This window comes from Herbiconiux ginsengi, from assembly GCF_900107435.1.
In the GTDB taxonomy this organism is placed as follows: domain Bacteria; phylum Actinomycetota; class Actinomycetes; order Actinomycetales; family Microbacteriaceae; genus Herbiconiux; species Herbiconiux ginsengi.
Map to the genome: position 1 here is coordinate 475645 of NZ_FNPZ01000003.1, position 14433 is coordinate 490077.

General features: G+C 68.2%; 16 protein-coding genes and 1 tRNA gene. 9 read left to right on the forward strand and 8 right to left on the reverse strand.

Annotation, left to right across the window (positions count from 1 at the left end):
• The first annotated feature begins 43 nt into the window (after positions 1-43).
• Positions 44-616 (forward strand): putative glycolipid-binding domain-containing protein, encoded by a 573-nt coding sequence (locus BLW00_RS14965; RefSeq protein WP_092555540.1) that lies wholly within the window; start codon positions 44-46, stop codon positions 614-616.
• 67 nt (positions 617-683) lie between these two features.
• On the opposite strand, the gene BLW00_RS14970 is transcribed toward BLW00_RS14965, so the two are convergent.
• The 4 genes from BLW00_RS14970 to BLW00_RS14985 all read right to left on the reverse strand — a co-directional run bounded on the left by BLW00_RS14970 (position 684) and on the right by BLW00_RS14985 (position 3398).
• On the reverse strand, positions 684-1415 hold the full coding sequence (locus tag BLW00_RS14970) for an ABC transporter permease (RefSeq protein WP_092555542.1): 732 nt from the start codon (positions 1413-1415) through the stop codon (positions 684-686).
• Complete coding sequence (locus BLW00_RS14975) at positions 1412-2140, reverse strand: ABC transporter ATP-binding protein (RefSeq protein ID WP_092555544.1); 729 nt, start codon at positions 2138-2140, stop codon at positions 1412-1414. Before BLW00_RS14975 ends, BLW00_RS14970 begins: the two co-directional genes overlap by 4 nt.
• A 63-nt stretch (positions 2141-2203) precedes the next feature.
• The gene (locus tag BLW00_RS14980) at positions 2204-2863 is read right to left on the reverse strand and encodes a TetR/AcrR family transcriptional regulator (protein ID WP_245741609.1); all 660 of its coding nucleotides are present in this window, start codon (positions 2861-2863) and stop codon (positions 2204-2206) included.
• 58 nt (positions 2864-2921) lie between these two features.
• Positions 2922-3398 (reverse strand): DUF2000 domain-containing protein, encoded by a 477-nt coding sequence (locus BLW00_RS14985; RefSeq protein ID WP_245741610.1) that lies wholly within the window; start codon positions 3396-3398, stop codon positions 2922-2924.
• A gap of 98 nt (positions 3399-3496) precedes the next feature.
• Between BLW00_RS14985 and BLW00_RS14990 the strand changes: the two genes are divergently transcribed.
• The gene (locus tag BLW00_RS14990) at positions 3497-3958 is read left to right on the forward strand and encodes an Lrp/AsnC family transcriptional regulator (protein ID WP_092555548.1); all 462 of its coding nucleotides are present in this window, start codon (positions 3497-3499) and stop codon (positions 3956-3958) included.
• A gap of 78 nt (positions 3959-4036) precedes the next feature.
• Here BLW00_RS14990 and BLW00_RS14995 read toward each other — a convergent pair whose 3' ends face one another.
• Positions 4037-4630 carry a DJ-1/PfpI family protein gene (locus tag BLW00_RS14995; RefSeq protein WP_217634388.1) on the reverse strand — a complete coding sequence of 198 codons (594 nt, stop codon included), beginning with the start codon at positions 4628-4630 and terminating at the stop codon, positions 4037-4039.
• Between the two features lie 110 nt (positions 4631-4740).
• On the opposite strand from BLW00_RS14995, the gene BLW00_RS15000 reads away from it, so the two are divergent.
• The 4 genes from BLW00_RS15000 (at position 4741) to BLW00_RS15015 (ending at position 7542) form a co-directional block, all read left to right on the forward strand.
• Positions 4741-4812: transfer RNA gene (locus BLW00_RS15000), tRNA-Gln, on the forward strand.
• A 205-nt stretch (positions 4813-5017) separates the two neighbouring features.
• Entirely contained in the window at positions 5018-5974 is a 957-nt protein-coding gene (locus tag BLW00_RS15005) for a nucleoside hydrolase (RefSeq protein ID WP_092555552.1), read from the forward strand.
• Between the two features lie 3 nt (positions 5975-5977).
• Complete coding sequence (locus tag BLW00_RS15010; protein ID WP_092555554.1) at positions 5978-6967, forward strand: carbohydrate kinase family protein; 990 nt, start codon at positions 5978-5980, stop codon at positions 6965-6967.
• Positions 6964-7542 carry a TIGR00725 family protein gene (locus tag BLW00_RS15015; protein WP_092555556.1) on the forward strand — a complete coding sequence of 193 codons (579 nt, stop codon included), beginning with the start codon at positions 6964-6966 and terminating at the stop codon, positions 7540-7542. Before BLW00_RS15010 ends, BLW00_RS15015 begins: the two co-directional genes overlap by 4 nt.
• A 21-nt stretch (positions 7543-7563) precedes the next feature.
• On the opposite strand, the gene BLW00_RS15020 is transcribed toward BLW00_RS15015, so the two are convergent.
• Genes BLW00_RS15020 through BLW00_RS15030 form a run of 3 tightly spaced genes read right to left on the reverse strand, consistent with a single transcriptional unit; the run spans position 7564 to position 11070 of the window.
• Positions 7564-9084, reverse strand: coding sequence for an AtzH-like domain-containing protein (locus BLW00_RS15020; RefSeq protein ID WP_175494299.1), 1521 nt, complete (start codon positions 9082-9084; stop codon positions 7564-7566).
• Positions 9077-10567: an FAD-dependent oxidoreductase gene (locus tag BLW00_RS15025; protein ID WP_092555560.1), complete on the reverse strand. Its 1491-nt coding sequence runs from the start codon at positions 10565-10567 to the stop codon at positions 9077-9079. Before BLW00_RS15025 ends, BLW00_RS15020 begins: the two co-directional genes overlap by 8 nt.
• On the reverse strand, positions 10564-11070 hold the full coding sequence (locus BLW00_RS15030; RefSeq protein ID WP_092555562.1) for an ureidoglycolate lyase: 507 nt from the start codon (positions 11068-11070) through the stop codon (positions 10564-10566). The genes BLW00_RS15025 and BLW00_RS15030 overlap by 4 nt, the downstream gene beginning before the upstream one ends.
• A 136-nt stretch (positions 11071-11206) precedes the next feature.
• Between BLW00_RS15030 and BLW00_RS15035 the strand changes: the two genes are divergently transcribed.
• The 3 genes from BLW00_RS15035 (at position 11207) to BLW00_RS15045 (ending at position 14425) form a co-directional block, all read left to right on the forward strand.
• Positions 11207-12214 carry an alpha/beta hydrolase gene (locus BLW00_RS15035; RefSeq protein ID WP_092555564.1) on the forward strand — a complete coding sequence of 336 codons (1008 nt, stop codon included), beginning with the start codon at positions 11207-11209 and terminating at the stop codon, positions 12212-12214.
• Positions 12215-12271: 57 nt separating this feature from the next.
• Positions 12272-13027, forward strand: coding sequence for a GntR family transcriptional regulator (locus tag BLW00_RS15040; RefSeq protein WP_092555566.1), 756 nt, complete (start codon positions 12272-12274; stop codon positions 13025-13027).
• A 216-nt stretch (positions 13028-13243) separates the two neighbouring features.
• Positions 13244-14425, forward strand: coding sequence for a hypothetical protein (locus tag BLW00_RS15045; protein WP_092555568.1), 1182 nt, complete (start codon positions 13244-13246; stop codon positions 14423-14425).
• Positions 14426-14433: the final 8 nt, after the last annotated feature.

Consider the following 14433-nt stretch of genomic DNA (forward strand, 5'->3'; position numbering starts at 1 on the left):
ATTTCTTCGCACAGGATTCGCCCGACCGGCCGGGGGTGATGCGATGGAGAGCGTGACGCGCTCGCTCGCCTGGGCGCCCGCATCCGGAACCGGGCTCGAAGAGACCACGGTGATCATCGACGACGGCGGATGCGTCGCCGTGGGTCACATCGTGGGCACCGATCCGGTCCCCTTCGACGTGTACTACCGGGTGGAGGTCGACGAACTGTGGCGCACCCGGTACGTCTGCGTCTCCGAGACGTCGAGCAGTCGCTGCGTGGAGATGCGCTCGCGGGGCGAGGGCCGCTGGACGAGCGACGACGGACGCCTGCTGCGCCACCTGGATGCCGCGATCGACGTCGACATCAGCGCGACCCCGTTCAGCAACACGCTGCCCGTGCGACGGCTCGGGATTGAGGTGGGTCAGAGCGCCGACATCGTGAGCGCCTACGTCGATGTGCCGACGATGACGGTCACGGCCGACCCGCAGCGCTACACCCGGCTGCTGCCCGACGTCTACCGCTACCAGTCGCTCGACAGCGACTTCACGCGCGACGTGGTGGTCGACGAGTTCGGGTTCGTCGTGGAGTACCCGGGCCTCTTCTCCCGGGTGCCGGCCGGCGTCGAGCCCGTCTGACCCCGACTTCTCGCCCCTTCCCGCCCAAGAATCTCGGATTCAAGGCGTTTCGGGGCAAGGAGTTCCTTCAGGCGGTGCGCCGGCGCAAGGTGAGGGAGCCCAGCACGATCGCGCCCACGGCGAAGGCGGCGATGACGAGCAGGTCGAGGCCCACCTCACCCACCGCGTCGCCGGCCGCTACGGAGTTCAGGGCGTCGACCGCGTAGGAGAGGGGCAGCCAGTCGGAGACGGCCTGCAGCACCTCCGGCATCTGATCGCGGGGCAACAGGATGCCGCCGAGAAGCACCTGGGGGAACACGAGCGCCGGCATGAACTGCACCACCTGGAACTCCGTGCGCGCGAAGGCGCTCGCGAGCAGACCGAGTGCGGTGCCGAGGATGGCGTCGGCCACGGCGACCACGACGAGCAGCCCGATCGGGCCCTCCACCTCCAGTCCGCACACCCAGACCGCGAATCCCACCGCGACGAGAGCCTGCGCGATGGCGAGCAGCGAGAAGGCGAGGGCGTAGCCGAGGATGAAGTCCGATCGGCCGATCGGCAGGGTCAGCAGACGCTCGAGTGTGCCGGAGCGGCGCTCCCGGAGGGTGGAGACGCTCGTCACGAGGAACATGGTGATGAACGGGAAGAGGCCGAGCACGGCCGGGCCGATCTGCTGGAAGGTGCCGGTGTCGGTGAAGAGCCAGGCGATCAGGCCGATCAGGAGGCTCGGCACCACGAGCAGCAGAGCGATGGTGCGCGGATCGTGGCGGATCTGCAGCAGCACCCGGCCGGTGGTGGCGAGGGTTCGGCGGGCGTTCATGCGGCACCGCCGGGCTCGGCGGCGACGAGCCTCAGGAAGGCGTCCTCCGCATCCGTCGCCCCGGTCGCGGCGAGCAGGGCGGGGAGCGTGTCGTCGGCGAGCACGGTGCCCTCCCGCAGCAGGATCAGGCGGTCGCAGCGGGTCGCCTCGTCCATGACGTGGCTCGAGACGAGGAGGGTGGTGCCGGCGTCACAGAGAGCGCGGAACTCGTTCCAGAGCTGCACGCGGAGCACCGGATCCAGTCCCACGGTCGGCTCGTCGAGCACGAGCAGTTCGGGTTCGCCGAGAAGCGCCGCAGCGAGCGAGACGCGGCTCCGCTGACCGCCGGAGAGCGACGCGACGAGCCGGCCGCCGAGATCGGCGAGGCCGGTGGCGTCGAGCACGCGCTCGACATCGCCCCGGGGTGCGCCCACGATGGAACGGAAATAGCCGAGGTTCTGACGCACGGTGAGGTCGTCGTAGACGCTCGCCTCCTGCGTGACGTACCCCACGCGCCGGCGGAGCGCGGCCGAACCGGCGGGGGAGCCGAGCACGGTGACCTGCCCTCCGGTGATGCGCTGTGCGCCGACGATCGAGCGCAGGAGAGTGGTCTTGCCGCTTCCGCTGGGGCCCAGCACGGCGACCAGGCTGCCCGACTGGATGCGCAGGTCGACGTCGTGCAGCGCCTCCTCGCGGCCCCGCCGCACGCGCAGGGCGTCGCACTCGATCGCGAGCGAATTCACCATGTGATGAATTATTCGACCCGAGACCCTCGGCGTCAAGAGTGTGCGGGAAGCATCCGTTCGCCGTCAGTCGTCGGTACGGGCGGCGATGCCCTCCGGATCGCCCGCGAGATGCCACTGGATGACCGGTCCGACCCGACGGACGAGCTCGTCGACGGGTGCGCTCGCGAGGGGTTCGACTCGGAGTCCGTAGCGGGCCACGATCAGGCCCACGATCTGCGAGGCGGCGAGCGTGGCACGGAGTTCGCCATCGTCTCCCGCATCGTCGCCGAACTCCTGGGCCACTTGATGCAGCACCTCGCGCACGAGGAACTGCCGCAGGATGCCGGCCGCGAACGGCTGTCGAAGGGCGGTGGCGATGATGCCCAGCACTCGGCCCTGCGCCGGCTCGGAGTCGAGGGTGGTGAGCAGGATGCGCACGAGCGCCTCTCCGACCTGGTCACGCGGGCCGCGGAGCACCTCGGCGAGAACGCGGTCGGGCCGCACCGGAGCCCCGATGCTCTCCGTGAACAAGGCCGCCTTGTCGTCGAAGTAATGGTGCAGGAGTGCGGGATCGACGCCGGCCCGCCGGGCGACCGCCCGCATCGACACGGCGTCGTATCCGTGTGCGGAGAACTCGGCGGTGGCGGCCTCGAGGATCATGCTGCGTGTGTCGCCCCGCGCTGCGCGTCGCCGCCCGCGTCGCCGCCCGCCGAGTTCCGCATCCTCGTGACCCGATCCCGCCATGCCGAGAGCCTACCCGCCGCCTCGCTCTGGGTGCGGGCGCTCCCGGAACGCACGCAGCTCAGAGCAGGCGCAGCTTCTTCACGAGGGCGTCGACGGTGGCGCGCGGGCCCACGACGCTGAGGGCGCACACCGCGAGGTCGGCCGGTGCGGTCTCGGCGAGGGTGGCGAGGTAGTCGTCGTACACGCGGGTCGTCTGCGCACTGAGCGGCATGTCGGCCAGCCAGACACCGTCGGCGGCGATCGCCTTGGTGCGCACGTTCTCGAGCCGCTCGGCGGTGGTGCCGAGCACCGTGCATCCGGCCCAGGGCAGTCCCGGATGCGCCTGACCGCTCGCGTCCGTGCCGTCCGGCCCCTCGAGCCCGCCGATCGCGACCCCGGTGGCCGACGCGACGCACGCCACCGCGTTCACCATGCGCCCGGGCGGCAGGGCGGTGTCGACCACGATCGCCCACTTCAGGCGGGCGGATCGGGTGGACTCGCCGGTCTCGATCTCGTCGACGGCGAAGGCGGGTGGCGTCGGATGCTCGATGGTCACGGTTCTCCTCAATTCGGCTGGCGAGGAAGAGGGTAAGCACACATCCGAGATGTCTACAATGTGGCCGTACTTAATACGATCTGAGAGGATTTTCCGCGATGCTCGACGAACTAGATACGGCCATCCTGCGCGAATTGCAGACGGATGCGCGGCGCACGAATCGCGACGTCGCGGCGGCCGTGGGGGTCTCGCCGACCACCGCGCTCGACCGCACGCGGGCGCTGCGCGAACGCGGCGTGATCCGTGGTGCGACGCTCGACGTGGACCTGCCCGCCATCGGCCGGCCCGTGCAGGCCCTGATCGCTGTGCGCATCCGGCCGCCCTCGCGGCGCAACATCGAGGCGTTCCGCAACTGGGTGAGTGCGCTGCCGGACACGCTCGGGGTGTTCGTGACCTCGGGATCGGAGGATTTCCTCATCCACGTCGCCGTGCCCGACAACGAGAGTCTGTATGCCTTCGTCATCGATCGTCTCACCGAGCGGCCCGAGGTCGCGGATGTGCGTACGTCGGTGGTCTACGAGCACCTGCGCAACGACCGCATCCGCCCGGTGCGCAGCTGATGGCGAGTAACGGTGCATTTCAGAGTGACCGAGCCCCTATAGGCCACCACTCATGCTCAGATGCACCGAAACCCGGCGTCACACGGGCGGTTCGGGGTCGTACTGGATGCCGCGCCGCACCTCGACGGCGCGCTCTCGCCCCGCAAGGCGGGCCACGAGGTGCAGGGCGAGGTCGATGCCGGCCGAGACGCCCGAGGCCGTGACGACGTCGCCGTCGTCGACGAAGCGCGCCTCTGCCTGCACCTGGATGCTCGGGTCGAGTTCGGAGAGCAGGTCGAGCGACTGCCAGTGCGTGGTGGCGGGTCGGCCGGCAAGAATTCCCGCGGCGGCATACACCAGTGCGCCCGTGCAGACGCTGGCGAGAAGGGGAACGGATGCGCGCTGCTGGCGCACCCAGTCGAGTTCGGCCGGGTCTTTCAGTCGCGGGCGGGTGCCCTGCCCGCCCGGGTAGATCAGAACCTCGAGCGCGGGAGCCTCCGCGAGCGTCGTGTCGGGCAGCAGGCGGAGGCCCTTGGCGCAACTGACGGGGTCGAGCGTGTCGGCGAGCATCCGCACCTCGTAGCCGTCTTCGGGGTGGTGGAGGGTCCAGTAAGCGAGCACCTCCCAGGGCCCCACGGCGTCGAGTTCCTCGACGTTCTCGAACAGGAGGATGCCGATCGTCTTCGTGCTCACGTCCTCCACGCTACGGCCGGGGCCCGTCTCGCGCGAGCGCTCGGGCGCTTTTGGACAGACGGCCCGGATAGGCTAAAGTAAACCGTCGGCCCGGGCTTCGGTGCGGCCGGTGGGGTATGGTGTAATTGGCAACACGGCTGATTCTGGTTCAGTTGTTCTTGGTTCGAGTCCAGGTACCCCAGCAAGACGAGGCTCCTCACTGAGGGGCCTTTTTTGTTGCTCGTTTTCCTTCGGTGAGGATGCGGATCGCGAACCGAATCGCCTTTTGTGGTATCCAACCATTCCCCAACTTGTATGACAAGAACGCGTAAGTTGTGGGACATGTGCGAGAATCAGACGCAGGCCGCTGAGCTGTTCTGATCCCCTCGCGACAAGGAATCGATCCCGATGAGTGCGCTCCCGTTGATTCTCGACATGGACTTCGGCATCGACGACTCGATGGCTGCGCTGTATCTGGCGCGTTCGGGAAGAACGGAGATCGTGGCCGTAGGAAGCGTGCACGGCAACACGTCGTCAGCTCAGGCCGCGCGAAATGCCCGCCAGGTGCTAGCCGAACTCGGTTTGGGCGCCGTTCCGATCGCTCGTGGAGGCGCTGAGCCGCTGAACCAGCCGGTGAGCTACGCATCCGAGGTGCACGGTGACGACGGGATCGGCGGCATGGCCTCCGCCAGCGAACCACCGGGGGCTCTCGTCGACTATTCGGCGGCCGAACAGATCGTTCGACTGGCCCGCGACCGCCCGGGCGAGCTCACACTTCTCGCGACGGGCCCACTGACCAACGTCGCCCTCGCCCTCGCCCTCGAGCCGGCCCTGGGGTCGTTGCTTCGCTCGGTCGTGATCATGGGTGGTGCGATCGGTGTGCCCGGCAACATGGAAGCCCATGCCGAGGCCAATATCCGGCATGATCCGGAAGCGGCCGATCAGGTCTTCGCCGCGCTCGAGAACATCACGCTCGTGCCGTTGGACTTCACGATGCAGTGCCGCATCACGCAGCGTGAGATCGAGAGGATCTCGTCGGCGCCGCACAGGGCGGGGGTCGACCTCGTTCGCGGGATGCTTCCCCGGTATCTCGAGTTCAATCGACGCGACCTCGGCGTGGTCGGGTTTCCCCTGCACGACCCGGCCGCGGCCGTGCTCGCCATCGATGGCGGCTTTGCCGAATGCCTGGAGGCACCGGTCGTGGTCGAGTTGACGGGCACCGCTACTCGTGGGATGACCTGCGTGGACCGACGGCCCGTCGCGAGCGCGGTGTCCCGGCCCACGGTGCGGATCGCGACGAGACCGCTGAGATCGGTCGTCGACGAGTTCGTGAGGATCGCCTTCGAAGAAGACCGCCGGGCCTGAGACATGACGGGTGCCCACGTTCTCGGCGGATTCAGCATCGATGCCGTGCGCTACCCCGATGGCTCGTACGATGTGAATCGTCTGGGCGGAAATGCCTTCTGGGCCGCCCTTGGCGCCTGGCTCGTCGGGCGAGCCGCCTCGGTGCACGCCGTCGTCGGCGCCGACTATCCGGCCCGGGCACTCGCCCGGCTCGCCGAGCTGGGGATCGACGCCCGCGGCGTCATACGCCGGAACGAGTTGGCGAGCACCCGAGTGACGTTCAGTTACGCGCAGGATGGATCTCGCATCCAGCCCGCCGACGAAGCGATGCTCGCTGACATTCCCCCTCACGACCGGGCGGGATTCATCGACAACACCCGTCGCGAGGAGCTCGTGCTCGCGCTGCTGCCGACCGTGCACGACCTGAGCCTCTCGGCGGATGGCCCGAGGGACGAGCGCAATCGGCAGGCCTGGCACCTCGGTCTGCTGCCGGCTGTTCGCGTGCGTGATCTGGTCGCCGGCCTGCGAGGGGTCGGATACCTGCAGCTCGACTGTCCCGAGAGGGATCAACTGCGACGAGAAGGAAGCGGGGTGCTCCGCGAGGTCCTCCCCGCAGTGGACGTGTTCTTGCCCAGCACCTCGGACGCAGCGGTGTTCCTGCCCGGGATGAAGCCGGCGGAACTCCTCGACGCCTTTCATGCGTGGGGCGCCGAGTCCGTCGTGCTGAAGTGCGGTGAGGAAGGCGCCGTGGTGTCGTGCGAGGGGCGACGATGGCACGTTCCGGTGTATCGCGACTCAGGGGAGTTCGACCCGACCGGAGCCGGCGACGTCTTCGGGGGTGCCTGTGCTTCCGCCATGGCGGAATCCGGCGACCTCGTGGCCGCTGCCGTCGCAGGGGCCTCCGCGGCATCCTTCGCCACAGCGGCCAGGACGCCATTGGATCTCGCCACGATCAGGTGGCAGGACTATGAAGACCGACGCCTGATCATCGCGGCCGGTGTGGAGGAGATATGAGGAAGACGACGATCGGGGTCATCGGGAGCTCGGGAGAGATCCCGGGTAGCGCCGGAGACGAGATCATGCGCCTTGCCCGGCAGGTCGGCGCGGAGATCGCAAAGGCGGGGGCCGTGCTGGTCAGCGGCGGGACCACTGGAGTGATGGCGGCTGTCTCTCAGGGCGCCCGTGAGGCGGAGGGCTTCGTGGTCGGCTTCCTGCCGGAGGCAGACTATTCGCGTGCCAGTCCTGACCTCGACATCGCCTTCCCGACCGGCATGGGCACCATGAGGAATCTGCTGACCGCCCGGTGCTGCGATGCCCTGATGATGATCGGCGGCGGTGCCGGAACCCTCAACGAACTCACGATCGCGTACGACTTCGGCACTCCCGTCGTCGTGGTGGAAGGCAGCGGTGGTTGGGCGGACAGGATCCGCCCCGCGCTGTTCGAGGGAGCCTGGCTCGACGAGCGCCGCACCGTCGCGATCGGGTTCGCGAGCAGCGCGGTCGCTGCCGTCGACGAGGCGATGCGGAGAGCCGCCGAGCCGAAGAGCACCCGATCCCTTCCGGTGCACGTCGGGTCGGCGGGCGCGTGATTCTCGCGTCGCTGCCGGGTGTCACCCGGCGGAGTCGGTGATGGAGACGTGCGCCATGCGAATGCGCCATCCGTCGGGGTCGCGCTGCCAGGTCTGGGTCTGGTAGCCGCAGACGCCCGAGGGGACCCGTCGGAAGCGCAGGGCGGTGATGGCGATCTCGTCACTCAGTGACTCGACGGAGACATGCAGGAATTCTCTCGGAGTCGCCGGCCGAGTCTGCGCGGTGCGCAAGGCCGCGATGGACGACCGGTCGTAGGCGGCTCCTTCCGGCGCGAAACGGATGCACGGGGAACTCGCCGCGAACAAGGCGTCGAGGGTGTCCAGGTCACCGCACGTCAGAGCGCGCTCGTAGCGGTAGAACTCCGTCAGCAGGGCGTCGTGATGCGGCAGGGGCGCGACTTCGCCTTCTGACAGCGTTCGAAGGAGCATCCGGTCCGTCCCCGGGGCGGAGACGTAGGCGATCCCTACCTCGCTTTCCTTCTGCGGCCGCACCAGGCACGGGGCACCGAGTAGTCCGGCGAGGGCGTTCAGGGCGATGCTGAGATCCCGGTGCGCGGCATACGCATCCGAATCGATGTCGTCGCGCGTCGGGGCGGGCCCGCCCGCCGCAGGGAGCACCAGGACCGCGCCCTCTTCGAGAGCCGCGAGAAGGTCGAGCACTGCCGCCTCGACGCGGGAGATGAGTTCTGGTTCCACCCGGGAGGCCACTGCCCCGGCGAATCTCTCGCGCACGCGGGGGAGCGCTGCGTCTAGCCCGGCGGAATCCCGGGGAGTGGCGGCGATGTCCTGCAACTGCAACTGGCGGAAGGCACGTCCGATCTCCCGGAGCGAGATGCCCAGACGGAGCCGGTGCGTCGCCCATCCGTGCTCACGCCCCAGCGCGGCCGTCGCCTCGAGGACCGAGGCCGCCAGGCCCGGATCGAGCGCACTCATCACCTCGTCGACCAGGAGCGCCGAGCGCAGCACGGAGGGCGCCGATTCAGGTTCCTCGGGCAGGAGCACCGCGCCTACCCTCGCCGCCGTCCGCACGTCGCGCGCATGCCAGCCGAGCGTGTCGAAACGAGGCGCGAGCGGTGTGACACCGGTGAGGGGGACAGCGCCCCAGCTCGGCCGGAATCCGACGACTCGGCAATACGATGCCGGGACACGCACGGATCCGGCGGTGTCGGTGGAGAGCGCGAAGGGCACGAGCCCGGCGGCGACGGCGGCAGCCGACCCCGACGAAGAGCCGCCGACCAGACGGGACGGGTCTCGGGGGTTGATCGGATGTCGTGTCGCGGTGTCGGCTCCGCTCAGCGAGAAGGCGAACTGGTCGGTCGTCGTCTTCCCGACGCAGCTCGCGCCCGCGTGGAGCAAGGCGGCGACAGCGTGGCCGGAGCGCTCGGCGGCCGGCCCCGAGAACTCGAGACCGCATCCGGTGGGCAAGCCGCGCACGTCGATGATGTCCTTGACCCCGAAAGACAGACCGTCCAGGCTGCCCGGGCCGGTCGGAGGAACCATCAAGGACGGGCCGTGCACGAAGGCATTCCACTGGTCAGGCACGTTCGTGCCTCCGTGCGGACGGGAACAGCTGGGCATCGTCCCGCGGTCCGATCACGACTCCTGCAGGGGTGTCGAAGCCCAGGAACTGTTCGAGAAGCGCAGACGAAGCGTCGCGGAAGAACCCGTCGGCTATTCCATCGACCAAGCGGCGCACCCCGCCGTACAGGCCGGAGATCTGGTGGCTGAGCACTCCCGTACTCAGACGTGCGCCGTGGTTGAACAAGTGGATCCTCCTCAGCCGCTGCTCGTGGCCGGCATCCGCGCTGCGCAGCCCGAAGTGCTCATCGAGATAGGGGTAGGCCCCGAGGTGCGGCATCAGCTCGATCAGCTCCGGGGCCAGCCTGTCGCGCCAGAGCATGATGTGCTCGGCGAGATCGCTCAACTCGGGACGCTGGGAGACATCGACGGAGATGCCGGTGGCGGCGATCACGAAGTCGTAGCGCTCCTCGCCCTGTGGGGTGCGCACGACGATCTCCTCTCCCGTCCAGGTCGCCGAATTCCACGGGGAGGCGCAGCGGAAGGCGAAGGTCTCGAAGGCGAAGGCCCGCCAGATCGCGTTCTGAGTCGCCGGCTGGTCCACCCGGCTCAGATGCACGTTGAACGCCCACTTCTGCTCATCTGTGAACGATGCGTAGTGCTCGATGATCCCGGGGAACTCCATCCAGCGATAGGGGCTCACCGTGGGCATCGCCGGGCGCCGCAGATGCACCACGGCGCTGGCGGCTCCGGCTTCCAACGCCGTCGCCGCGTTGTCGAACGCTCCTGTACCCCCGCCCAGAACACCGATCCGCTGGCCAGCGAGGGCTGCGAAGTCGATTCGGTCGTGCGTGTGCGCGTACCGGTCGGTGGGGATGCCGGCGAAGAGCTCGCGAGGGATGTTCCTGCCCCCCGCGCCTTCCAGGCCGGTCGCGAGCACCACACGCTGAGCTGTGACGGTGTGACGGGAGCCGTCGTGGTGGCGGACACCGACACGGAACGGCGAATTCCCCGAGCCGCCGCTGATCTCGGTCACCGTCGTGTCGAAGCGCACCGTGATCCCCATCGAGATGCGGTACCACTCGAGGAACGCGTGCCAGTCCGCGGTGGGGAATTGGTCTATCCGCTCCCAGGCGTCCTCCCCGTACCGCGCGTCGAACCAGGCGCGTGGGCTCGCCGCGGGCACCCCCCAGGTGGGCCACTTGATGTCCTTCGGGGTGCGGAGGGTGTGCATCCTCGCGTAGGTGTCCCAGGGGCCGGCAGAGCCTTCGGGCGCGGCGTCGACCACGAGAACCCCGGCTATCCCCTTGCGGCGGAGCCCGTAGGCGGTGACCAGACCGGCTTGCCCACCGCCCACGATCAGCACACTCGTGCCCGCCTGGTGGTTCGTGTTCCAGGGTGGAGTCGGGTAGTCGCTGATGCTGGCCTGTTTGTGGGCTTCGCGGCTCAGCCGTGCGAGCCTGGCGGGGGCGTCGGGCAATGGGACCGGGAGCGTCGCGCCGATCATGCCGGGTCGATGACGATGCGGATGCCGAGTTCGCGATCGAGCTGGTACGAGTGGTGGTCGACGATATTGGTGTCGGAGAGCTCCAGGTTCACGAAGGCGAGTTCCTCCGCCGCGAAGTACGGTCCGGAATGCCACGTCCCCTTCGCCATGGTGATGGCGACGTCGCCGGGGATCGCGAAGGCCTTGATGTCGTCCACGAGCGGCACCTCGCCTTCCGACAGCCCTCTTGCCGGTGCCACTGCGATGAACCACTCGGCACCCCCGGCCGCCATCAGCGTCTGTGTCGTGTGCAGATGGCGGGTGATGCGAGTGAACTGGAGCGGCTTGTCTCGCAGGGTCATCAGGTAGAAGCGCGGTGTTCCCTCGCTGACGTCGAGCGCGGCCTCCTCGTCGGTGAACGGTGTCCCGTCCTCCAACGCATGGAGCACGACGCCGAACGGTCGGAAGTTCTCGTCGGTCACCGCTTCGGCGGTGAGGTGAACTGTTTCGGTGGGCGCACTCATGTCGGTCCTATCTCCTCGCGGGACGTTCGAAGCGACGCCCTCGTGACAGCAGAGTACACTTGTCATACAAGTAGTTGGCAAACTTGTTGGACAAGTTTCGATAGGGTTTACATCCTTGTTACATGGAAGGGCTGACATGATCGTCCCCCGCTCCGCGCATCCACTGCTCGATCCCGAGCTGGCGACCGCACTGGCCCAGTTGCCCGCCGACATCCGATCGACGATCACTGCGGATGCGATCCCGCGCCTGCGCAGGGAGCAGACGGGGGAGGTGACGCAGCGCATGCTCGACGACGCCGGGATCGAAGCGGACGACGCCGTCGTCACCGGCTATGACGGAGCGGAGATCGGCGTGACGATCCTGCGGCCGAAGGGCAGAACGGGAACGGGCGCCGGTTTCTACCACGTGCACGGTGGCGGAATGATCCTCGGCGATCGCTGGACCGGGGTGACCGCCCTGTTCGATGCCCTCCACCGATTCAATGCGGTGGCGGTGACCGTGGAGTACCGGCTCGCGCCGGAGTTCCCCGACCCGACGCCGATCGAGGACTGCTACGCCGGACTGCTCTGGATGGATCGGCACGCCGGGGAGCTGGGAGTCGATCCGGATCGCCTGATGATCGTCGGCGGTAGTGCCGGAGGAGGACTTGCGGCCGGCACGGCGCTGCTCGCGCGCGATCGCCACGGGCCGGCGCTGTGTGGTCAACTGCTGATGTACCCGATGCTCGACGACCGGGAGACGACGACGTCGACGTCGAGTCATCAGGCCGATGGCGGCGGGCCGTGGAACCGGGAAAGCAATCGCACCGGGTGGACCGCTCTCCTGGGCGAGCGGCGGGGAACGGATGCCGTGTCGATCTATGCCGCCCCCGCGCGAGCCACCGATCTCTCCGGACTCCCGCCCGCGTTCATCGACTGCGGCTCGGCCGAGATCTTCCGCGACGAAGACGTGGCGTACGCCTCGGCGATCTGGGCTGCCGGGGGCGACGCCGAACTGCACGTCTGGCCCGGAGGATTTCACGCCTTCGACGTCTTCGTGCCGGAATCGTCGCTCGCGCGCAGGATGATCCGAGCGCGGCAGGAGTGGCTGGCTCGCATTCTCGGCTCCGGGGTGTCCCGCGGGACCCCGGGCGGCATGCCGTAGAATCGGCGCCGATGGTCGTATGCCTGCTGCTCGATCTGATCTGGGGGAGGTGTCTGGATGTCGAAGGGTCGCTCTGAGACCGAAGATCTCATCGACACCCTGATCGCGATCTGGACCCGGGTCAATGAGGCACACGGACGGATGCCCTCCGAACCGCAGCTGGCGGCCGAGACCGGAGCGAGCCGCACCTCGGTGCGCGAAGCCCTCATCCGCCTCGAGGAGCGCGGCTACATCCATCGCTCGCACGGCGCCCGAACGGTCATCAACTCGAACCTCGGAATGCTCGGGACCCGCGTCGATCAGCAGCGCGATCACCTCGTGGCAATCGCGCGAGCGGGTTACGAGCCGGGGCTGAGGCTGGTGTCGGCGTCGTATGACGTGATCGCCATGCCCGTGCCGGGTGCCCCTGAGCCCTTCCATGATCTTCCCCCGGGAACGCCGGTGCTGCGCACGCGCAAGGTGTGGAGTGCCGACGGCCGGGCGTATGTGCTCGCCGACGACGTCATCCCGATCGTCGGCGGGCGCTCCGGTGCGGATGCGCGCGACGAGCTCGATGCCACCGAACCGGTGTTCGACCTCGCCGAGCGACTGAATGGCGTGGCTGTGGCCTGGGAGACGGTGTCACTGGCCGCCGAGGCTCTCTCCGACGACGAGCGTGCGGCGATGCATCTCGATGCCCCCGAGCCTGCTCTCGTGCTGAGCTACTGCGGCCTCGGTGCGGCGGGCGACGTGGCGTACTGGTGCCGTGAGGTGCAGCTGCCGGCGCCGACGCAGCTGCGCAACGTACTGGTACGGAGAGTCACCCGGGGCTGAGCCTCTGCGTGCCTCTTTCGGGGGTGCTTGTTCGGACGTGTGCCCGCCCGACGTTTCTCGCGTGTTTCGACTTCATTAACTTGTATGAGAAGTGTGGTCAACTTGTCCTACAAGTGACAGACTCGTTGTCACCACAGCACGATCCTGGTGCTCGTGCCTCTGCACCTCCCTCTTCTGACGTCGGCACCCCGGCGCCCATCCGAAAGGCTCATCCCCATGATTCACAGCCCCGCACATCGTCTCCGGCGTCCCCTCGTCGCTGCACTCGTCATCGTGGTCGGTGCGTCGCTCGCATCCTGTGCCGGCAGTACCCCGGCTCCCACCTCGGATGCCGCCATCCCTGCCGCCGATGCAGCCAGCACGCTCAGCGGAGTCTGCCCGGCCACGGTCGTGGTGCAGGCGACCTGGGAGCCCGAGGTCGACCAGGCCCCCTTCTACAACCTCGTCGGACCCGATCGCGTGATCGACACCTCCAAGAAGAGCGTCACCGGCACGCTCGTGGATGGAGGGAAAGACACCGGAGTCACGATCGAAGTCCGATCCGGGGGGTCGGCGATCGGCTACCAGCCCGTGGCCTCCCAGATGTACACCGACACCTCGATCACTCTCGGCAGCGTGACCACGGAGGACCGGATCGCCGGCGCCACCTCCCAACCCACGATCGGCGTGTTCGCAACCCGGCAGCTCAGCCCCCTGATGCTGATGTGGGATCCGGCGACTCACCCTGACTGGAACTCGATCGCTGACATCGGAAAGACGGATGCCGCCGTCGTCGTGCCCAAGGGCGCTCTCTTCGCCGACGCCCTGGTGGCCCAGGGCGTGCTGAAGGCCTCGCAGATCGACCCGACCTACGATGGCACCCCCGCGCGATTCGTGAGCGACCCGAGCATCGCCCAGGACGGCTTCGTGACCTCGGAGCCGTACATCTACGAGCACGAGGTCGCACAGTGGGGGAAGCCGGTCAAGTACCAGCTGGTCAAGGATGCCGGGTACGACGTCTACCCTGACTCCCTCTCCATCCGCTCCGGCGACCTCACCACGCTGGCGCCCTGCCTGGAGAAGCTCGTTCCGGTGCTGCAGCGCTCCGAACTGGCGTACCTCGCCGATCCGACCGCGACGAACGACCTCATCGTGACGCTCGCCGAGCAATACAACACCGGCTGGGTCTACTCGGCCGGTGTCGCGGACGCGGGAATCGCGGCGACCAAGAAGTACCAGACGATGACCGGCACCGACCTCTCTGTGCCGATGGGGAGCTTCGAGCAGACCCGGGCCGACAGCTCGTTCGAGCTGCTGACGAAGACCTTGGGCGCGTCGGGAGTGACGATCAAGCCCGGCCTGACCGCGGCTGACGTCTTCACCAACCAGTTCATCGACACGTCGATCACCAGCGAGTAGCCCAGGCG